Origin of the sequence: Allobosea sp. CCNWLY174 (assembly GCF_037120455.1) — a bacterium.
Taxonomy (GTDB): domain Bacteria; phylum Pseudomonadota; class Alphaproteobacteria; order Rhizobiales; family Beijerinckiaceae; genus Allobosea; species Allobosea lupini.
The window spans coordinates 258,472-278,082 of the sequence record NZ_JBBBBQ010000007.1 but is presented as its reverse complement, the minus strand read 5'-3'; the positions used below and the strand labels follow the sequence as shown (position 1 = coordinate 278,082).

The following is a 19,611-nucleotide window of genomic DNA, read 5'->3' as shown; positions in this document are numbered from 1 at the left end:
CGCTCACGCCGGCCAGGTCTTCGCCACCATGGTCAGCACATCGTATTGCGCGACGAGCTGAGCCTCCTGGTTGCTGACCGCACAGTCCCACCGTACCTCGCCATAGTTTTCCGTCTCGCGCGGATTGATCTGCTTGCAGGTCAGCGTCACCTGCAGCGTGTCGCCCGGATTGACCGGGGTGAGGAAGCGCAGCGCATCGACGCCGTAATTGGCGAGCACCGGGCCCGGCGCCGGATCGACGAAGAGGCCGGCGGCGAACGACACGATCAGGTAGCCGTGCGCAACGCGCCCGTCGAAGAACGGGTTCGCCTTGGCGGCGTCCTCGTCCATATGGGCGTAGAAGGTGTCGCCGGTGAAATGGGCGAAATGCTCGATGTCCTCCAGCGTCACCGTGCGCGAGGCCGTGACGAGCTGGTCGCCGATCTCCAGTTCGGCGAGCGACTTGCGGAAGGGATGGATGCCGTCCTGCCGTGTCTTTGCACCCTGCATCCAGCGCCCCGTCACCTTCGACAGCAGCCAGGGCGCGCCCTGCACGGCGGTGCGCTGCATATAGTGCTTGACCGAGCGCATGCCGCCCAGCTCCTCGCCGCCGCCGGCGCGCCCGGGGCCGCCATGGACCAGCACCGGCAAGGGCGAGCCATGGCCGGTCGAGGACTTGGCGCTGACGCGGTTGCCGAGCATGACGCGGCCATGCCAGGGGCCGAGCGCCTCGACGGCCTCGCGTGCGAAGCCGGCGTCATTGGTGAAGACGGAGGCGACGAGACTGCCCTTGCCGCGCCGTGCCAGCTCCGCGGCCTCCTCGGCAGTCTCGTAAGGGATGATCGTGCTGACCGGGCCGAAGGCCTCGACATCGTGCACGGCCTTGGCCAAGCCGGGCTTGTCGCAATAGAGCAGCACGGGGCTCAGGAAGGCGCCGGCCTCGGCATCGCCTGACGTCAGCTTCGGCTGGCTGGGATCGCCCGCGACGATCTCGGCATCCCCTTGCAGCTCCGCGATGCGGGCGCGCACCTCGTCGCGCTGCGCCAGGCTGGCGAGCGGACCCATGCGCGTCGCCTCCTCGCCGGGATTGCCGAGCGCGGTCTTGGCGAGCCGTTCGCCGAGCGCCTTGATCAGCGGCTCGACCGTGGCGCGCGGCGCGATCACGCGGCGGATCGCCGTGCATTTCTGCCCGGCCTTCACCGTCATCTCGCGGGCGACCTCCTTGACGAAGAGATCGAACTCCTCGGTGCCGGCGACCGCATCCGGCCCGAGGATCGCGGCGTTGAGCGAATCCGCCTCCATGGTGAAGCGCACGGAGTGCTCGATGATCGCCTTGTGCGCCCGAAGCTTGCGGCCGGTGGCGGCCGAGCCGGTGAAGGTCACGACATCCTGGCAGTCGACATGGTCGAGCAGGTCGCCAACCGAACCGCTGATCAATTGCAGCGCACCCTTGGGCAGGATGCCGGTGGCGATGATCCGGCGCACCATCAGTTCGGTCAGATAGGCGGTCTGGCTCGCCGGCTTGACGATCGCCGGCATGCCGGCGAGCAGCGTCGGCGCCAGCTTCTCCAGCATGCCCCAGCACGGGAAGTTGAAGGCGTTGATATGGATCGCGACGCCCTCCAGCGGCGTCAGGATGTGCTGGCCGGAGAAGCTGTTGTCACGCGAGAGCGCTTCGACATCGCCATCGACGAGCGTGCGCGTGTTCGGTAGCTCGCGCCGGCCCTTCGAGGCATAGGACAGCAAGGTGCCGATGCCGCCCTCGATGTCGATCCAGCTATCTGTGCGGGTCGCGCCGGTGGCGGTCGAAAGGGCGTAGAACTCCTCCTTCGCCTCCATCAGTGCCTGGCCGAGCGCCTTCAGCATCAGGGCGCGCTCATGGAAGCTGAGCTTGCGCAGCGCCGGCCCGCCCTCCTCGCGGCCATGGTTCAGGGCGCGCTTCATGTCGAGCCCGCTCGCATCGATCAGAGCGACCTCGGCGCCAGTCGCCGCATCGAGCAGCGGCACGGCCTTGCCGGCGCCGCGGACCCAGTCCCCGGCGATATAGGATTCGAGCTGGCGGACGGTCTTCACTGGCGCGTTCATCCCTTGAGATCCCTTGTCGATCGCGGTGTGCGGCTTGTCGCCGTCATCGGTTGAATGTGCTGGTCAGGCCATGCCGATGGCGTGCAGCAGCTTGCCGACCTGCCGCTCCCAGGCGGCGGCGAGTTCGGCATTGCCGGTATGGCGCAGGCCGAACTTCCTCTGCGTTTCGAAATGCGCCGAACTGCCGCGGCCGAAGCTCGCGGCGACGCGCGGGCGCCAATAGGCCAGCGCAGCGGCGACCTGCGGGCGGTTGCCTGCATCCTCAAGTAGCTTGCGCAAACCTTCCTCGCCCAGCTCGGTGTGCCGGCGCTCTCGCGGCAAGATGGCGCGGAAGATCTCGGCCAGCGGCTGGTAGGAAAGCCCGGCGAATTCCTCGATCTGGATCACCACGGCCTGGCCCATCAGCACGTTCATCACGACCGCGTCGAGCCAGCCCTGCAGCGGATAGTGCAGCACGGCAAGCCGCATGTCGGCGCCGTGGCGGGCAGCACCGAGATCGCTGTCGCGCGCCACGCGCTCGGCCCAGGGATGGTGGTTGGCATAGCGCGAGATATCGGCGCCGAACTCGCCCATCACGGCGAGCACGCGCTCGGCATGGTCGAGCTTTTCCAGCACGATGCGGGAGGCGGCGATGCGCTCCTTGATGCCGGGCCCCTGGTTGATGATGTCCGCGAAGCCGGCGGCGCCCGCGAGCTCGCTGTCGACGAAGGTCGCCATCAGCCTGAGCAGTTCGCCGCGATAGCGCGGCGGCGCGTTCTCGGGCGTGGTCAGCTTGCCGCCCTGCGCCAGATAGTCCTCGAGCGGCATGGTGTCGGTGGTGTCACTGGTCATAGGTCACCACCACCCGGTCGGAGAGCGGATAGCACTGGCAGCTCAGCACATAGCCCTGGCGGACCTCGTAATCCTCGAGGGCATGGTTGGTCGCCATCTCGACCTCGCCCTCGACGACCATGGCGCGGCAGGTCGAGCAGACGCCGGCCTTGCAGGCATAGGGGGCATCGAGGCTGGCACCGAGCGCCGCCTCCAGGATGGTCTGGCCGGTCTTGGCCATCTCGATCACCCGCGTCATGCCGTCGAGGGTGATCGTCGCGGTGCAGGTCGCGGCCTTGCCGTTGTCGACAGCACTCTTGACCACATGCTTGCCGCGGCGCGGGGCGGAGGCGAACAGCTCGAACTTGATCTGGTCGTCGCGCAGGCCGTGCTCGCGCAGCGCCGCCGCGATCGCCAGCATCATCGGCTCGGGCCCGCAGATGAAGGCCATGTCGATGGCGGCGATGTTGATCCAGCCCTTGAACAGCCTGGCGCATTTCTCGGCGTCGATGCGGCCGGAGAAGAGCTCGACCTCCTGCGCCTCGCTCTCCAGCACATGCACCACGTTGAAGCGGCCGAGATGGGTGTTCTTGATGTCCTCCAGCTCCTCGCGGAACATGATCGAGTTGATCGAGCGGTTGCCGTAGACCAGCGTGAAGCGCGAGCCCGGCTCGCGCGCCAAGGTCGTCTTGATCAGCGAGAGCACCGGTGTGATGCCGCTGCCGCCGGCGAAGCCGAGATAATGCCGCTTCTCCTCCGGCTTCAGCGGCACGTGGAAGGCACCCATGGGCGGCATCGTCTCGACCACATCGCCGGGCTTCAAATCCTCGTTGGCCCAGGTCGAGAAGGCGCCGCCATCGACGCGCTTGATACCGACCTTGAGCACGCCCTCGTCCTTGCCGGCGCAGATCGAATAGGAGCGGCGCAGCTCCTCGCCCTCGAACTCCCTTCGGAACGTCAGGTACTGGCCTTGGGTGAAATCGAAGGCGGCGCGGTCCTCAGGCCGCGGCGCGAGCGTGACGACGACCGCATCGCGCGTTTCGCGGCGGATATCGGCGACCTCCAATGGAAAGAAGCGTGCCATCAGATGCTCTTGAAGTAGTCGAAGGGTTCCAGGCAGTCGGTGCAGCGGAAATGCGCCTTGCAGGGCGTCGAGCCGAACTGGCTGATGCGCTCGGTCCTTTGCGAGCCGCAGCGTGGGCAGGAGACCTGAAGCGGCACCAGCGCGCCGGCGCAAGCGGCCGTGCCCTCGACTGGCGGAGCGATGCCGTAGTCGCGCAATTTGGCGCGGCCCTCAACGCTGATCCAGGCGGTGGTCCAGGCCGGCGACAATTGCCGCTTGAGCCTGAGCTTCTCGATGCCATGCTCGCGCAGGCCGCGCTCGATCTCGAAATTGATGACGCCGGTCGCCGGACAGCCGGAATAGGTCGGCGTCACCGTCACCTCCAGCAGGTCATCGACCCAAGCGACATCACGGATGATGCCGAGATCGACCAGCGAGATCACCGGGATCTCGGGATCGGGAATCTCGCCGAGCCAGGACCAGATCTCGGCGACGGCCGGGCGGGAGATGGTGGCGGCGTCCATCAGCGCCTCCTCACCAGCTGGCGCCGGGATAGGCGCGCTGCAGGAACTGCATCTCGGCGAGGATGTAGCCGAGATGCTCGGAATGGACGCCGCGCCGGCCGCCCTTCTGGACGAAGCTCTTCTCCGGCGCCTTCAGCGTCGCCTCGGCGAAGGTGCGCGTGACATGCTCCTGCCAGGCAGCCTTGAGCAAGCCCGGCTCCGGTGCGAGGCCCGCCGACGCCAGCTCGTCGTCGACCGCATCGGCGAGGAACATCTCGCCGGTATAGGGCCAGAGGAAATCAACGGCCGCCTGCATGCGGGCATGGCTTTCAGCCGTGCCGTCGCCGAGGCGCACGACCAGATCGGCGCTGCGCTCGAGATGATAGGCGACCTCCTTCGAGGCCTTCTCGGCTATCTCGGCGATGCGCCTGTCGGCCGAGCCGATCAGCGCCTTCAGCAGCGGCAGATGCCAGGCGTCGAACAGGTATTGCCGCATCAGCGTGCGGCCGAAATCGCCATTGGGCTGCTCGACCAGCAGGAGATTGCGGTAGCCGGAGACGTCGCGCAGGAAGGCGAGATTGTCGGGCGTGCGGCCTTTGCCCTCGGCCTCGCAGGCGAGCCCGAGCCAGAGCTGGGTCTGGCCGATCAGGTCGAGCGCCGTGTTGGCGAGCGCGATATCCTCTTCCAGCGCCGGGGCATGGCCGCACCATTCCGAATTGCGATGGCCGAGGATCAGGCAGCTGTCGCCCATGCGCAGCGCGAACTCGGCGACCGCCGCAGAAACCGCAGAGGAAGAGGCCGGGGCGCTCATCACATGTGCCCCACTTCGTCCGGCACGTCGAAGAAGGTCGGGTGCCGGTAGACCTTGGCGTTGGCGGGATCGAACAGCGGGCCCTTGTCGGAGGGCGCGCTGGCGACGATGTCGGCCGAACGCACCACCCAGATGCTGACGCCCTCGTTGCGGCGCGTATAGACATCGCGGGCATTGAGGATCGCCATTTCGGCATCCGGCGCATGCAGGCTGCCGACATGGCGGTGGTTGAGGCCGTGCTGGCCGCGGATGAAGACCTCCCAGAGGGGCCATTCGCTCGACATCATCAGCTCCTTCCGCTGCGGCGCGTTACTCGGCGGCGATCCTGGCGGCCTGACGCCGCGCCGCCTGCTTCTCCGCATGGGCGGTGAGCCCGTCGCGGAACCAGGCGCCGTCGTTCCAAGCCTTGCGGCGCGCTTCCAGCCGCTCGCGATTGCACGGGCCCTCGCCGGCGATCACAGCGAAGAACTCGGTCCAGTCCGGCTCGCCGAAATCATGGCCGCCCTTTGCCTCGTTCCACTTCAGCGCGGGATCGGGGACGGTGAGGCCGAGATACTTGGCCTGGGGCACGGTCTGGTCGACAAATTTCTGGCGCAGCTCGTCATTGGAATCCTGCTTGATGTTCCAGGCCATCGACTGCGCCGAATGCACCGAGGCGTCGTCCGAGGGGCCGAACATCATCAGCGACGGCCACCACCAGCGGTCGAGCGCGTCCTGCGCCATCGCCTTCTGCTCCGGCGTGCCCTTGCTGAGCACGGTCATGATGTCGAAGCCCTGGCGCTGGTGGAAACTCTCCTCCTTGCAGATGCGCACCATGGCGCGGGCGTAAGGGCCGTAGGAGCAGCGCTGCAGCGGCACCTGGTTCATGATCGCCGCGCCGTCGACCAGCCAGCCGATCGCGCCGATATCGGCCCAGCTCAGCGTCGGATAGTTGAAGATCGAGGAGTACTTGGCCTTGCCGGAATGTAGCTGCTCGTACATCTGGTCCCGGCTGATGCCGAGCGTCTCCGCCGCGCAGTAGAGATAGAGGCCATGACCGGCCTCGTCCTGGACCTTGGCGAGCAGGATCGCCTTGCGCTCCAGCGTCGGCGCGCGGGTGATCCAGTTGCCCTCGGGGAGTTGGCCGACGATCTCGGAATGGGCGTGCTGGCTGATCTGGCGGATCAGCGTCTTGCGATAGTCCTCCGGCATCCACTCCTTCGGCTCGATCTTCTGGCCGGCGTCGATGCGCTGCTGGAAGGCGCGCTCCTGCGGCTCCATCTCGTCGAGGCTGCGGACCCGCTTCGCCTCGGTCTTGACCATCTGGGCATACATCGGCTCGCCTCCTGTTCCGCCTCGCGCGTCAGACGCGCTCGAGGATCACTGCAATTCCCTGCCCCACCCCGACGCACATCGTGCAGAGGGCGTAACGCCCGCCGCTGCGTTGGAGCTGCCACATCGCCGTCGTCGCCAGGCGGGCGCCGCTCGCCCCCAGCGGATGGCCGAGCGCGATCGCGCCGCCATTCGGGTTCACCTGCGGAGCGTCGTCCGGCAGGCCGAGCTCGCGCAGCACCGCCAGCCCCTGCGCCGCAAAGGCCTCGTTCAGCTCGATAACGTCCATCTGGACGAGGTCCAGCTCGGCGCGCTGCAAGACCTTGCGCACTGCCGGCACTGGGCCGATGCCCATGATGCGCGGCGCAACGCCGGCGGCCGCCATGGCGACGACACGGGCGCGCGGCGTCAGGCCGTTGGCTTTCGCGGCTGCCTCGCTCGCGACAATCAGCGCCGCCGAGCCGTCGTTGACGCCCGAGGCATTGCCGGCAGTGACGCTGAGATCGGGGCCGTTGACGCCCTTGAGCTTGGCCAGTTGCTCCAGCGTTACATCCGGACGCGGATGCTCGTCGCGATCGACGATGAGTGGATCGCCCTTCTTCTGCGGCACGGAGACCGGCGCCATCTCCTCAGTGAAGCGGCCGGCGGCCTGGGCCGCGGCCCAGCGCTGCTGGCTGCGCAGCGCGAACGCGTCCTGGTCGGCGCGCGAGACGCCGAAATCGGCGGCGACATTGTCGGCCGTCTCGGGCATGGAATCGATACCGAAGGCCTTTTTCAGCTTCGGGTTGACGAAGCGCCAGCCGATCGTGGTGTCGTAGACCGCATTGGCCCGCGAGAAGGCAGACTCGGCTTTCGGCATGACGAAGGGCGCGCGCGACATGCTCTCGACGCCGCCGGCGAGCATCAGCCCGCAATCGCCGGCGCGGATCGAACGGGCGGCAAGCCCGAGCGCATCGAGGCCCGAGCCACAGAGCCGATTGACCGTGGTGCCGGGCACATCGACCGGCAGCCCGGAGAGGAGGACGGCCATGCGCGCGACATTGCGATTGTCCTCGCCGGCCTGGTTGGCGCAGCCGAGAATGACGTCGTCGACTTGGCTCCAGTCCACGGAGGGATTGCGCTGCATCAGCGCCGTGAGCGGGATGGCTGCGAGATCATCGGCACGGACGCCGGAAAGCGCCCCGCCATAACGGCCGACGGGCGTGCGAACCGCATCGCAAATGAAAGCGTCCGCCACAATGTCTCTCCCCGCGTTTCGCCGCTTTGTTTTTATCAACCGACCGGTCGGTCATTTAATTGCACGAATTCGAGGAGAGATCAACCGGCCGGACGGATTGCCGCAACAGCCCACGCTATAGGTCTAGAAGCCAGGCCCCGAGGCGCGACGTCGATGAGAGGCTGGCCGCCTGCCACCATGCCGGTAAAGCGCCGATGGGAACCGAGATCAATGCCCGTATCCTCGCCCACGGCGCGGAGAGCACGCAACGGGACAGGGCTCGGCTGCGCGCCGCTGAACGGCCTGCGGGGTCCACTGCCGCCACTTTCGGCCGTGTCATCTTTGCCTCTTCCGTCCGAAATTAACTTTCTGGTAAGAGGTTCGGGTTTCCTTGCCGGTGACGATGGCTCGCTGATTGCGGCAGCCGAGATCCCGTAATCAGGAGGTCACCGCATGAAGCGGACCGCGATCGCTGCAGATGCCGTTCGTTCTCTCGACAAGAGCCGCTACGGCCGCACAGCGATCCCGCTTCTGATGGCTCTGGCCGCGCCGGCGCTGGCCGCCTGCAGCACCGCCCCGGTCCAGACCGCTTCGACGACGACGGCCGGCCCCGGGACGACGACGAAGCAGGCCCACGAGACCCGCAAGCGCGCGATCGAGCTGGCCAAAGCCGACCCGCGCGAGCGCGAATGCCTTGTCCGCGCGATGTATTTCGAATCGAACCGGTCGAGCGAATCAGGCCTGCTTGGCGTCGGTACCGTCGTGATGAACCGGGTCGGGGCGCCGCGCTACCCCGAGACGATCTGCGGCGTCGTCGGCGCACCGCGCCAGTTCGCCCCGGGCGTGCTGACCCGCCAGATGGTGGCGCGCGACCTGCCCAAGGCCGAAGCCGCCGCCGACGCCATCCTCGCCGGCAAGCGCAACGAGGCTGTCGGCAATGCCAAGCATTTCCACATGGCCGGCCTGCGCTTCTCCTACGCCAACATGCATTACGTGACGGTGGCTGGCGGCAACGCCTTCTATGTCAAGGGCGAGCGTCCGGAGCGCCGCCGCATCGAGGAGCCGAGCTACCAGCTGGCCGCGGTCACAGCGCCGGCGCCAGTTGCCGCCAATGCCTCGTCCGTTCCGACCTCCTTCGCCAATGCGCCGCTGGCCTTCGCTCCGGAAGCCCCTGCTGCCGCCGAACATGCCAGCCAGTCCACACATATGGTCAGCAAGGCGACGTTGCCGCCGAGCCGGCCCTTCGATCTCGACATGCCCAAGAGGCTGGCGCGGACCTTCATCGCGCCGCCGAAGAGCGACGCCCGGATCGCGGCGCTAATGCCGAGCCCCCGCGGGCTGCGTGGCAGCGTGGCTCAGGACTGAGCTGTACTGCGGGTCTGGCAACCGACTGGCCGGCCGGATCACATCCGGCCCGCGTCGACCTTGATGCGCTCGGAGGTGATCGAGGAGGACTGGTCGCTCGCCAGGAACAGGGCGGCGCGCGCCACCTCCTCCGGCTCGACCCAGCGCTTCAGCGCCGCCTTGTCGGTGTAGTTTGCCCGGACGATCTCCTCCGCCGGCCGGTTCTCCTTGGCGGCGCGGGTGGCGATGACGCGCTGCATCAGTTCCCCATTGACCGCGCCTGGGCAGAGCGCGTTGACCCGGATCCCGTGGATGCCGACCTCCTGTGCGACGGCCTCGGTGATGCCGATCACTGCGAACTTCGTCGCGGCATAGGCGCTGCGCAGGCAAGTCTTCATTCGGATACCCTCCCCCGAGTGTCGTATCCGACGTTTCCCCGTCAGATCCCAGAGCGATCCTGACGGCTTTCTGACGCGGGGAGCGCGCGCCTCTGCTGATTTCGAGATGTGAAACGGCGGGACTTCCGGCCATATCCGGGAACGGGAGTGCCATCATCCGATGATCGACATCGGCACGGCAGACCATGCAGACATCCGCCCAGTCCAGCTTTCGCAAGCGCCTCGTCAGCGGCGCCTTCCTGGCGGGGAGCTTCGTCAAGACGCCGAGCCCGCATGCCACCGAGATCCTCGGCAATAGCGGCTTCGACTTCATCGTCGTCGACCAGGAGCACGCCCCCTTCGACCGCGTCACCACCGACCTCGTGCTGCGGGCGGCGCGGGCGGCCGGCATCGCCGGCGTCGTGCGCGTCCCGACGTTGACGAGCGACGCGATCCAGGCCTCGCTCGATTGCGGCGCGGTGGGGATCCTCGCCCCGCATGTCGCTAGCGTCGCGGATGCGCCGGCGCTGGTCGCCGCCTGCCGCCATGGCGGCAGTAAGATGTGGGATCTCGTCGACGCAGCCGATGCGGCAGTGGCAACGATCGCGATGATTGAGGATCCCCCGGCGCTGGCCGAGATCGACGCCATTCTCGCGGTCGAGGGGCTTGACGCCGTCTTCATCGGCCGCGGCGACCTCACCGTCGCGCTCAGTGCGCCGACCCGCGACGCGCTCGAAGTCCGCGACGCCGTCGATGCGATCCTGCGGGCCGCCAAGAAGGCCGGCAAGAAGGCCGGCAAGCCGGTCTGCGTAATGACCGACAATGGCGAGGAATCCGCGGGGTTCGCCGAGCGCGGCGCCAGCGCCTTCATCCTCTCGTCCGACCAGGGTTTTTTGCGCAAGGCGGCGAGCGAAGCTCTTGGGCAGATGCAGGCAGCCAGGAGCCGGGTCGAGAACCCCGGCGCGCGCTAGGAGAAACGGACGCGTGAGCTATCCCTCCAGCGATCCACGCTCAAAGCTCGCCGCTCCGGCCGCGGCGAAGGCCGCTCCGGTCAAGGCCTATGCCGGCGCCGACTATGAACACCGTGCTCTGCTCGGATCTCGGGCTGGTAGGCTCACCGCGCCCGATCGACGGCTATCGCAAAATCGTCGGCCATCTGCTCGACCTGCAGTTCACGGAGGCCGAGATCAAGCGGCTGACCGGCGGGCATGCGGCGGAGTTGCTCGGGTTGGAGACGGCCGCCTGATAGAAAGCCCACGGAACTGGTGGGGAAGTCCGCTCGCGCCCTTGCGGGCACTCAGCGAACGAGGTTCGGGGGCAATGGCGGCTCTTCGCTGAGCAGCGTGATCCTCACCCGTCGGTTCGGCGAGATGTAGGGATTGTCGGGGAAGACCGGCTCGGTGTCGGCGCGCCCCACCACGGAGGCGAAGCGGTCGTTGGGGAACCCTGCACCCGACAGGATTTCGCGCACGGCGAGCGCGCGCCCGGTGGTCAGGCTCCAGGGATCGACGCCAGCCACCGCGCCCGGGCGCGTGGCGGCCGTGTGGCCAGTGATGGCCAAGCGGTTGGGCAGGCGGCGCAGAGTGGGCGCGAGCGTCTCCAGCACGCGACGGGTGCTCGGATAGGGCTGGACGGAGCCCTCGGGGAACATGGAGCGGCCGGACTCGTCCATGAGGGCAACATCCAACCCCTCCTTGGTCGGCTCGATGACGATACTGCGCGACAGATCGGCGATTTCGGGCATGCTCTGGAGCGCCTGCCGGAGGCTGGCGATCGCGCTGTGGCTGGCCTGCTGGCCGGCGGCCGAGCGGTTGATCTCGCGGTCGCCGGCGCCGCCAGCGCTGGCCCGGCGCACCTTGTCGTCCGGCTTGGAGGTCCCTGTCGCCACCTCGCGCGGCGGCGACGGCTTGCTGCCCGATTTGTCGAGCGCGGTACCCCACAGCATGCCGCCGGCGCCACTGGTGCTGGGGCTCAACGACCCCGGCGCGAAATACTCCGCAAGGCCTTCCTTCTGCTCCTGCGTCGTCATGCTGATCAGCCACATCAGCAGAAAGAACGCCATCATCGCGGTCACGAAGTCCGCATAGGCGATCTTCCAGGCGCCGCCATGATGCGCATGAGCGGCCTTCTTGACCTTCTTGACGATGATCTGCTGGGCGGGCTTGCTCATCTAAGTCCCTGCTTGAGATTGGGCCGGTTCTAGAGACTGTTAGTGACCATGCGAACGAACAGGCTTTAGGCGGCCAGTTTGGCGGTTGCCGCTTCCACTTCGCTGAAGGTCGGGCGGACGTCGCTCATCAGGGCCTTGCGGGCAAACTCGACCGCCATCACCGGCGGCTGGCCGCTGATATGGGCGAGGAGACCCGCCTTGAGCGACTGGAAGTATTTGGCTTCCGCCTCGAAGGTGCTCTTGAGCGACGCCGCCATGGGCGCGAAAAAGCCGTACGCGACGAAGACGCCGAAGAAGGTGCCGACGAGCGCGCCGCCGATCAGATGTCCCAGTACCTCCGGCGGCTCCTTGATCGCCCCCATCGTCTTGATCACGCCGAGCACGGCGGCGACGATGCCGAGCGCCGGCGTTCCGTCGGCGAGCGACTGCATAGCCGAGACGAGACGCTCCTGCTCCTGGTGGTGCGTCTCCAGCTCCTCGTCCATGAGAGCGTCGATCTCGTGGGCGTTGTTGGCGCCCAGCGTCAGCATCCGCATGTAGTCGCAGACGAACTCGACCGCATGATGGTTCGCGGCGAATGTCGGGAAGGCGTTGAATAGCGTCGATTTCTCGGGATTATCGATGTGTTCCTCGACGGCGAGCATGCCCTTCTGCTTCACGAGCTTGTACAGGGAATACTGCATCCCCAGCAGCTCGACATAGCATTCCTGCTTGTACTTGGAGCCCTTCATGATCGTGCCGAGCATGGACGGCACGGCCTTGAGGACCGGCGCGGGATTGCCGATGACGAAGGCGCCGATCGCTGCACCGAGGATGATGACGAACTCGAACGGCTGCCAGAGGACCAGGACGTGTCCACCCATGGCCGCGTAACTGCCGAAGACGCAGACGAAGACAATGATTGCGCCGACGATCAGCCGCATGGTGTGTCACCCTCGCACCGCAGCAGCTACAGCCCGCGCGAAGCCACCACTCCCTTGAAGGAAATGACTGATCAAGGTTAAGGGCGAGTTAGGGGCATGGCAGGCTTGGGGCGACAAATTGGCCCAGGGGTGCAAATCGGTCCGATCGCGACATTCGTCACGTCAGGCAACCCGATCAGCCAAAGCCGAATGGAAGACGGGAGCACGGCCCAGGCGAACCCGGGCCAAGCTCTGCAGCGATTGTCCGGACACTAGGCAGGGGCGGTGCACCTCCCTCGGGAAAGCGCCGCCGATCTGCAGCGCAGCCTCGACCTCTGGAGCCTGATCGGCGCGTTCAGCATGGAGGGAGGAGCGCTCGCTGGTCTCGGTCGCCAATTTCGACACGGTCTCGCTCTCGATGGCGCTCGATATAGCCCGCCTCGCCTTCGCGCCGGTGGTGACGGCGTCAGCAGAGCGCGTCGCCAAGCAGGTCGATTCCTTCTGGTCGGGGCTGACGGTCGGGCTGATCGAAGAGGATGGCGTCGGCCTGCCAGGCTTCAACGGCCTCGCCCAGTTCCACAAGGCGATCACCTCGGAGGCGCGGCTGGCGACGGCTCCGGTGGTTCAGGAGCTCGCCAGCTCGAGCCATTCCAACGGCAATCTCGACCGGGCGGGCATGGCGACCTTCGCGGCGCGCAAGACGATGGAAGTGGCGGGCCTGTGCAAATCGATCGTCGGAGTCGAGCTGATGGTCGCGGCCCAGGCGACCCAGAGCCGCAAGGCGACGCCGCTCGGCGAGGCCACCGGCAAGCTCTTCGCCTTGGCGCGCGAGGCCGTCCCCTTCGCCGCGGCCGCCGACCGCGTGCCGCATCTCGATCCGCTGCTGCGGCATGTCGAGGCGAGGCGCAAAGAGATCGACGCCCTTGTCGGCGCGGATGGCTGAGCGTTCACGCCCCCACGGCGTAACTGGCGTGGTCGATCGCGTTGACGGCGCGAACCTCGCCGGAGGGCTCACTGCTGGTGCCCGGACGGCGATTTAGGCGGACCCGCCGCGGCTCGCCGGGCGCGAGATGGAACCAGCTGTGTTCCGGCCGCCAGCCGTGATCGACGATCTCGACCGATTGCGCGAAGCGCCGAGTCGAGAGCACGAGGCTCCAGTCGTCGCCTTCCCGCTCCAGCTGCGCGACGAGCCCGCAATGATGGCGTTCATGGCCGCGCCCGAGCGGGAAATGAAAAGCCTCGGCCAGGACCTTGCCACTCGCAGCATCGCGCAGCACCGCGGAGGTCACGTCATGGCCGGGCGGGCCGAAGCGATAGGCATAGGCGATGTCGAAGAAGCGGCCGATCAGCTCGAAGGCCGGGAGCGTCGTCGCCGCGCGTGGCGCGAGCGCGACCTCGCGCTTCGCCTGGACGACAGCAACTTCACCGGCACGCCAGCAAGTCAATTCGACGGTCGCAGTCAGCGGCTCCGGGCACTCGTTCAGGACATGCAGGCCGAGGCCGTTGACGCCCTCGTCGGTCAGCGCGAGCTGGACCGGGCGGAAGGCGCGGGCGAGCCCGTGCCAGGCCGATTTCGGTTCGCCGTCGCTGGCGATCACGCCCCAGCCGGCGCCAGGTTGCAGGTCCTGCAGGAGCCAGACCAGCGCACCCCGCGTGGGCGAGGCCGGCCGGCGCCATTCGGCGAAGGTTTCCTCCATCACCTCAGCGACGACCGCCCGCGACAGGGCGAAATAGCGCTCCGGGTCCTCTCGCCGCAAACGCGCCGGTTCAAGCCCGTAGAGCCGCTCGAGATAGTGGTCGCGCACATCCTCGAAATCCCAGGAGGCGCCGGCATCACGCGGGACGGCACGCTTCCAATCGGGATGATGGGTGATCGCCGGCGGCTTGCCGGCGCGCAACGAGACCTCCTCCGGCACATTGGCGAAGGCGAGACTCTCGGCGGCGAAGCGGACATTGGCGCGGCGGGCATCGTCGAGCCCGCGCATATAAGCGCCGACCCCGTAATAATGCGTCACGCCGTTGTCGGCGACGAAGGGCAGCGGCCCGCCAGAGGGTGAGTTCGGGACATAGGCGATGTCCGGCCTGAAAGTGGCGACCGCCTCCGGCAGGACCTCGTCGAAGACAGGGCCGGACCAGGCTTCGGGCGGCGCGCCCAGCATCGCCGACTGCTGGAAGACCTCGCTGCCGCCGCAGAGCACGGCGAGACTCGGCGAGCCCTGCGTCCGGCCGAGCAGCGCCTCGACCTCCGCCGCGATCGCGGCGCGGAAGCCGGCATCGCCCTGCGGATAGTCGAAATTGGCGAGCATCATCTCCTGCCAGACCATGATGCCGAGTTCGTCGCAGAGCGCGAAGAAGGCCTCGCCCTCATAGGTCATCACGCCGGGCACGCGGATCATGTTCATGCCGGCCTCGCGCGCCAGTCGGAGCCACGGCTCGTAGGCCGCGCGTCCGCCGGCCAGCGTGGTGACGTCGGCATTGCTCCAGCAGGCGCCACGGCAGAACACCGGCACGCCGTTGACGATCAGGCCGAAGCCCTCGCCATCATCGCCGCGATCGACTTCGAGCGAGCGGAAGCCGATGCGGCCGAGATCGACCGTCTCGCCATCGAGCGTCAGCGTGAGAGCATGCAGCGCCGGCTCGCCATGGGTATGCGGGAACCAGGGCGCGATGCCGGGCAAGGACAATGTGCCGGCTAATCGACTGTCACCATCGGCGTGCAAGGCCGCTTCGTCGCCGGCGCAGCGCATGATCGCCCGAGCCGGCAACGCCGCGTTCGTGGCCAGCGTGAGACTGAGCGTGATGGTGCCGGTCTGCCCATCATAGCGCGTGCGCAGATCGACGGCTTCGAACCTCGGCGCATTCGCCTCGCTCTCGATCCGCAGCACCGGACGATAGGGGCCGGTCGGAAGGCCGGGCGGGCACCAGCCCGGCATCGAGCCGAGTGCGCTGGTGCGGAACCAGCGCAGGCCATTGGGCTGGATCATCGCCGGGCGCCAGCGGGACCGGCGCGGCGCGACGGCCAGCTTCGGCGCAAGAGCACGGAAGCAAAGCGCGATCTCGGTTCCGGCCGGGCAATCGACGGCAAGCTCGACGGGCGCGAACATCGAGGCATTGTCGGCCTGCTTGACGCCGCTGACCCAGATCTCGGTAACGGTCGCCAGCCCCTCGAAACGCAAGCGTCCATTCAGGGCTTCCGTCAGCCGCGTGCGATACCAGTGATCCTGCTGGCCGATCGCATTGGCGCTGGCATCGTCGAGCCGGCCGAGGGCGCGCAGCGTCCCGGCGACCGTGCCGGGTACTGCGGCCTCCTGCCAATCGCCGGCCTCCGGCAGATCGGCGGGCGTTGCGGCGGCATCGGCAGCCGTCGCGAGCCAGGACCAGCCTGCGAGCGGCTCTAGCCGTTCACCGCTACGCGCGACGATGCGGGCCATGGCTCAGCCGGGGAAGCGCTGCCCGAGCGCCTCGCTGACCTGATCGTGCTCACCGACGAGGCCGGCGAGCGTCGCGTCGAAACGCTCGAAGCGCTTCTGCTTCATCGCCCTGGCGAGATGGAACTGCGCGACCTTGGCACCCTCGGCAATGCGCAGGGAACCATCGCGGGCGGCCTCCAGCCCATCGACCGACTGGCTGAGCCAAGTCAGATGGCTGGCGAGCAGTTCGAAATTGGCGCCGAGCTGGCGCAGCGTGTTGAAGGCGTAATGGTGAAACGCCGAGCCCGTCCGCTCGGCCAGCGCCTCGGCCTGCGCGGTCGCGACTGCCCGAAAGGCTGCGACGGGATTGTCGCTCGGCCGGCGCGCGACATGGCGGGCGAGCAGCTTCAGCGCTGTCGCGCGCAGGGCCGCTTCGTCCGGCCGGCGCTGCGGCAGGCGCACCATCTCGGCATAGGGGAAGAGGGTGTCGTCGCGCATCTGGCCGGGCAGCAGCCGGAACAGCCCGTCGAAATCCTCGCCTTCGGCACGATGCAGGCCGTCATTGTGGAAATAGTCGAGCTCGCGGGCGGCGCGGTCCAGCCGGTTCACCGCGATCGTCGTCTTGCCGTGGCTGTCGCGATAGGAGACGCCGCGGGTATCGGGCATGTAGAAGGAATCGAGTTCGAGCAGGACGAGACGGCCGAGCCCGATCTGCTGCTCGATATGGCCGATCAGATCGTCATAGAGCGCGAGTTCGGTCACCCTGAGGCCGTAGAGCGCCTCGAGGTCATCGAGCGGCGGCTTGAAGAAGGTGAACTGGTCGCCCTCGAAATCCTGCGTGATCGTGAAACCGAAGGCCGCCGCCGGCTCCAGCCCGAGCGCGTGAAGGATCTCAATCCAGAGGTCGGCATAGCAATTGGTCTGCGGCCAATGCCGCTCGCCGGCATGCATGGCATGCCTGTCATAGGCGAGCGGATCGACCGGCAGGAGCCGGCCCGCCATGCCGGCGGGCGCGGCGATCTTGTGCTGGGCCGTCATCGCGCTCACGGCCAGAGCACGTTGCGGACCGAAGCCGGCCAGCGCTCGACGTCGTAGCCATGGTGCTTGAACAGGGCGAGTGCGACCCGCTCCATGCCGAAGCCGACGCAGGCGGTGTGGGCGGTTTCGCCGGCGGCGGTCTCAATCCCCCAGGTCGTGCCGAAATGGTCCTGATGGTAGTTGAAGGAGAGGCAGGCGGTCGGCTTCTCCTCGCTCTCGATCGGGATCAGGAGCTCGAATTTCAGGCGCTGGTCGCGCTGGTTGTTGGCGAGCATGCGTCCGGCGCGGCCGAAGAACGGATCGTTGGCGACGTCGAGATTGAGCGGGACGCCGAGCGAAGCCATCATCGCCTGGCCACGGTCCAGCCAGGTCGCGCGGAATTCGGTGACCTGCTCGGGCGTGCCGAAGCGGACATATTCGCGCATCCGGAAGAGCTGCATCCGGGCCGGGTCCTTCGAAGGCTCGTGCCGGAAGCAATAGGACTGGAGATCGAACAGCGCGCCCTCGGTCTTGAGCGGGCCGCGCTTGGCGACGACCGGATAGAGGGGGTAGCAGGCGGCCGGGGTCAGCACGACCTCGGTCGAGATCTGCCCGTCGGTCCAGTCGACGCCGTCAGCCACATTGTGCAGCAACTGGGCATGCGCACGCTCGTCACCGGCAAAGGAATGCACGGTGCCGGCGAGTTGCGGGAAGCTCTTGAGATAGCCGCTCTTCTCGAAATGCTTGCGGCTCATTGCCGGCGGAAAGCGCACGATCTCGGCGCCGTCCTGCCCGCCATGGCGGGTGATCAGGTCGTCGAAGCGGGCGATCACCTCCTCGAACAGGCCGCTGCGGCCATAGAGGCCGTCGACGCCGGTGTCGATCAGCAGGCCGCTATCGATCAGTTCCGCGAGGAAACCCTGCGGCTGGGGGCAGTTCTGGCACATGCGATCACCTGGAAAGGCTGGGGTCGTGCTTGTAGACCGCCAGCAGGTTGGAGGTGTTGCCGAGGATTCGGTCGTTGTTGATCATGATCGGCGCCGAGAGCGCATCGCGCATCAGGCGCGCCAGGCTTGCCGGGCTGTCATTGCGATAGCCCTGGATGCCGCAGATCAGGAACGCCTGCATCACGATCTCGCCGACGCTCTGCGAGGCGACGACCTTGATGCTATTCATCGCCACGACGAAGCCCATCGAGGAGAGCTCGTCGGCATCGCTGCGAGCGCGCTCGTAGCGATCGAGCCCGGCGACGACCAGCGCCTTGAACTGCTGCAGGCGGGCGAGCAATTCGGCCAGGCGCAGCGCGCTCGGCGGGGTCGAGCCCGGGCGCTTGCGCGCCTCGCTGCGCACGAAGCCCTCGGCACGGGCGACGGCCTCGGCCGCGATGCCGTACCAGACCGAGGCCCAGAGCAGATGCGCGTTGGGGAGCATCGACTGCGCCGCGATCTCGGCGAAGGAGACCGGGATGATCTGCTCGGCAGGCGCGCGCCCGGAGAAGGTGAAGTTGTCGGAGCAGGTGCCGCGCATGCCCATGGTGTCCCAGGCGGCGCTGCGCTCCAGCGTGTACTGGTCCTTGGTCAGGACGGACATGACCTGGTCGGAGGGCGGGGCCTCTGGCGTGCGCCGCGAGGTGATCAGGATGGCGTCGGCCTGCGCGCCGTAGGAGATCAGGCAGCCTTCCTTGTCGAGGGTGAAGTCGTCGCCCTCACGCACCACGCCGCAGATCGACGAGCGCAGATCGCCACCGACCCCGCCGCCCTCGGTTGTGGCCGAGGCGAGCAGGAGCTGCTCGCGAGCAATGCGCGCCATGAAGCCGGCGTGCCAGGGATCGTCGTTGCAATGCACGACCAGGCTCGACGCCTTGATCTGATGCATCGCGTAGATCATGCCGGTCGAGGCGCAGGCCTGGGCCAGCACCGAGCAGATCTCGGCGATGGTCGCGTGGCTTGCCTGCTCGCCGCCATGGGCCGCCGGGATCATGATGCCGAGAAGGCGCTCGCGCTTCAGCGCCTCGAAGGCCTCGTGCGGGAAGCGCGACTTGGCATCGACATCGCCGGCATGCTCGGCCGCGATCTTGGCGATCTTGCGCGCCTTGGCGATCATCGCCTTCTGCGCCTCGGCGCTGGCGCCGGACGCCTCCGACGTGAGCTGGTAGCCGGCTTCGGCCAGGCGGGCGAGCGTCGTCATCAGACGTGCTCGCTCTGGATGGTGCGGATCGCGCTCTCGATCGCGGCGATCGAGGCGAAGTTGCGACGGTTCATCATGTTGTCGGGGAATTCGACCTCGAAGGCCTCTTCGAGCGCCATCATCAGCTCGACCGTGCCGAAGGAGGTCAGGCCGGCATTATAGAGATCTGCCTCGTCGGCGAGGGTTGCGACATCGACCGGCAGCTTGCCGGTGGTCTTGAGGATTTCGCGGATCCTGGTCTTCATCTTTCGGTCCTGCCCTGTCTGATGCCATCGCTGCTGCGGTGCAGCCCCGTCTTGGCTCCGTCCTCGGCGTGCGGCGGCAAACGCTGGCGCAGGGCGCTCGCGATCACCGTATGGACGCTTAGGTCGGTTGGTTTGACGCCGTGTTGTTCGTTGCGTCAGGCCTAACGCATAAAATTTAAAG

Annotated in this window: 20 protein-coding genes; 4 read left to right on the top strand and 16 right to left on the bottom strand. The window is 67.4% G+C overall.

What is annotated here, in order from left to right:
- Positions 1-3: 3 nt before the first annotated feature.
- The 8 genes from paaZ to pcaF form a co-directional block, all read right to left on the bottom strand.
- On the bottom strand, positions 4-2,064 hold the full coding sequence (gene paaZ / locus V7S63_RS20640) for a phenylacetic acid degradation bifunctional protein PaaZ (RefSeq protein ID WP_336531583.1): 2,061 nt from the start codon (positions 2,062-2,064) through the stop codon (positions 4-6).
- A gap of 63 nt (positions 2,065-2,127) precedes the next feature.
- The gene (locus V7S63_RS20635) at positions 2,128-2,895 is read right to left on the bottom strand and encodes a Phenylacetic acid catabolic protein (RefSeq protein WP_336531582.1); all 768 of its coding nucleotides are present in this window, start codon (positions 2,893-2,895) and stop codon (positions 2,128-2,130) included.
- Positions 2,885-3,958 (bottom strand): 1,2-phenylacetyl-CoA epoxidase subunit PaaE, encoded by a 1,074-nt coding sequence (paaE, locus tag V7S63_RS20630; protein ID WP_336531581.1) that lies wholly within the window; start codon positions 3,956-3,958, stop codon positions 2,885-2,887. Before paaE ends, V7S63_RS20635 begins: the two co-directional genes overlap by 11 nt.
- Positions 3,958-4,461 carry a 1,2-phenylacetyl-CoA epoxidase subunit PaaD gene (gene paaD / locus V7S63_RS20625; RefSeq protein ID WP_091833171.1) on the bottom strand — a complete coding sequence of 168 codons (504 nt, stop codon included), beginning with the start codon at positions 4,459-4,461 and terminating at the stop codon, positions 3,958-3,960. The genes paaE and paaD overlap by 1 nt, the downstream gene beginning before the upstream one ends.
- 10 nt (positions 4,462-4,471) lie before the next feature.
- Complete coding sequence (paaC, locus tag V7S63_RS20620) at positions 4,472-5,251, bottom strand: 1,2-phenylacetyl-CoA epoxidase subunit PaaC (RefSeq protein WP_336531580.1); 780 nt, start codon at positions 5,249-5,251, stop codon at positions 4,472-4,474.
- Positions 5,251-5,535 (bottom strand): 1,2-phenylacetyl-CoA epoxidase subunit PaaB, encoded by a 285-nt coding sequence (gene paaB / locus V7S63_RS20615; protein WP_038360406.1) that lies wholly within the window; start codon positions 5,533-5,535, stop codon positions 5,251-5,253. Before paaB ends, paaC begins: the two co-directional genes overlap by 1 nt.
- Before the next feature lie 25 nt (positions 5,536-5,560).
- On the bottom strand, positions 5,561-6,565 hold the full coding sequence (gene paaA, locus V7S63_RS20610; RefSeq protein ID WP_336531579.1) for a 1,2-phenylacetyl-CoA epoxidase subunit PaaA: 1,005 nt from the start codon (positions 6,563-6,565) through the stop codon (positions 5,561-5,563).
- Between the two features lie 28 nt (positions 6,566-6,593).
- Positions 6,594-7,799, bottom strand: a complete 1,206-nt coding sequence (gene pcaF, locus V7S63_RS20605) for a 3-oxoadipyl-CoA thiolase (RefSeq protein ID WP_336531578.1) — start codon at positions 7,797-7,799, stop codon at positions 6,594-6,596.
- A gap of 432 nt (positions 7,800-8,231) precedes the next feature.
- On the opposite strand from pcaF, the gene V7S63_RS20600 reads away from it, so the two are divergent.
- Positions 8,232-9,143: a cell wall hydrolase gene (locus tag V7S63_RS20600; RefSeq protein WP_336531577.1), complete on the top strand. Its 912-nt coding sequence runs from the start codon at positions 8,232-8,234 to the stop codon at positions 9,141-9,143.
- Positions 9,144-9,181: 38 nt separating this feature from the next.
- On the opposite strand, the gene V7S63_RS20595 is transcribed toward V7S63_RS20600, so the two are convergent.
- The gene (locus V7S63_RS20595) at positions 9,182-9,520 is read right to left on the bottom strand and encodes an SDR family oxidoreductase (RefSeq protein ID WP_336531576.1); all 339 of its coding nucleotides are present in this window, start codon (positions 9,518-9,520) and stop codon (positions 9,182-9,184) included.
- Between the two features lie 185 nt (positions 9,521-9,705).
- Here V7S63_RS20595 and V7S63_RS20590 point away from each other — a divergent pair, with 185 nt between their 5' ends.
- On the top strand, positions 9,706-10,470 hold the full coding sequence (locus V7S63_RS20590; protein ID WP_336531575.1) for an HpcH/HpaI aldolase family protein: 765 nt from the start codon (positions 9,706-9,708) through the stop codon (positions 10,468-10,470).
- A gap of 89 nt (positions 10,471-10,559) precedes the next feature.
- Entirely contained in the window at positions 10,560-10,745 is a 186-nt protein-coding gene (locus tag V7S63_RS20585; RefSeq protein ID WP_336531574.1) for a hypothetical protein, read from the top strand.
- 51 nt (positions 10,746-10,796) lie between these two features.
- Here V7S63_RS20585 and V7S63_RS20580 read toward each other — a convergent pair whose 3' ends face one another.
- Together V7S63_RS20580 and motA are read right to left on the bottom strand one after the other, a co-directional pair.
- Positions 10,797-11,669, bottom strand: a complete 873-nt coding sequence (locus tag V7S63_RS20580) for a flagellar motor protein MotB (RefSeq protein WP_091833156.1) — start codon at positions 11,667-11,669, stop codon at positions 10,797-10,799.
- Positions 11,670-11,734: 65 nt separating this feature from the next.
- On the bottom strand, positions 11,735-12,592 hold the full coding sequence (gene motA / locus V7S63_RS20575; RefSeq protein WP_336531573.1) for a flagellar motor stator protein MotA: 858 nt from the start codon (positions 12,590-12,592) through the stop codon (positions 11,735-11,737).
- A gap of 358 nt (positions 12,593-12,950) precedes the next feature.
- Here motA and V7S63_RS20570 point away from each other — a divergent pair, with 358 nt between their 5' ends.
- Entirely contained in the window at positions 12,951-13,514 is a 564-nt protein-coding gene (locus tag V7S63_RS20570; RefSeq protein ID WP_336531613.1) for an aromatic amino acid lyase, read from the top strand.
- A 4-nt stretch (positions 13,515-13,518) separates the two neighbouring features.
- Here V7S63_RS20570 and V7S63_RS20565 read toward each other — a convergent pair whose 3' ends face one another.
- The 5 genes from V7S63_RS20565 to V7S63_RS20545 are packed head-to-tail and all read right to left on the bottom strand — an operon-like array spanning position 13,519 to position 19,430.
- On the bottom strand, positions 13,519-16,002 hold the full coding sequence (locus tag V7S63_RS20565) for a glycosyl hydrolase 2 galactose-binding domain-containing protein (RefSeq protein WP_336531572.1): 2,484 nt from the start codon (positions 16,000-16,002) through the stop codon (positions 13,519-13,521).
- A 3-nt stretch (positions 16,003-16,005) separates the two neighbouring features.
- Positions 16,006-17,019, bottom strand: coding sequence for a DUF1839 family protein (locus tag V7S63_RS20560; RefSeq protein ID WP_336531612.1), 1,014 nt, complete (start codon positions 17,017-17,019; stop codon positions 16,006-16,008).
- A gap of 5 nt (positions 17,020-17,024) precedes the next feature.
- Complete coding sequence (locus tag V7S63_RS20555) at positions 17,025-17,945, bottom strand: amino acid--[acyl-carrier-protein] ligase (RefSeq protein ID WP_091833143.1); 921 nt, start codon at positions 17,943-17,945, stop codon at positions 17,025-17,027.
- A 4-nt stretch (positions 17,946-17,949) separates the two neighbouring features.
- Positions 17,950-19,185, bottom strand: coding sequence for an acyl-CoA dehydrogenase family protein (locus V7S63_RS20550; RefSeq protein WP_336531571.1), 1,236 nt, complete (start codon positions 19,183-19,185; stop codon positions 17,950-17,952).
- Positions 19,185-19,430 carry an acyl carrier protein gene (locus V7S63_RS20545; RefSeq protein WP_091833139.1) on the bottom strand — a complete coding sequence of 82 codons (246 nt, stop codon included), beginning with the start codon at positions 19,428-19,430 and terminating at the stop codon, positions 19,185-19,187. The genes V7S63_RS20550 and V7S63_RS20545 overlap by 1 nt, the downstream gene beginning before the upstream one ends.
- Positions 19,431-19,611: the final 181 nt, after the last annotated feature.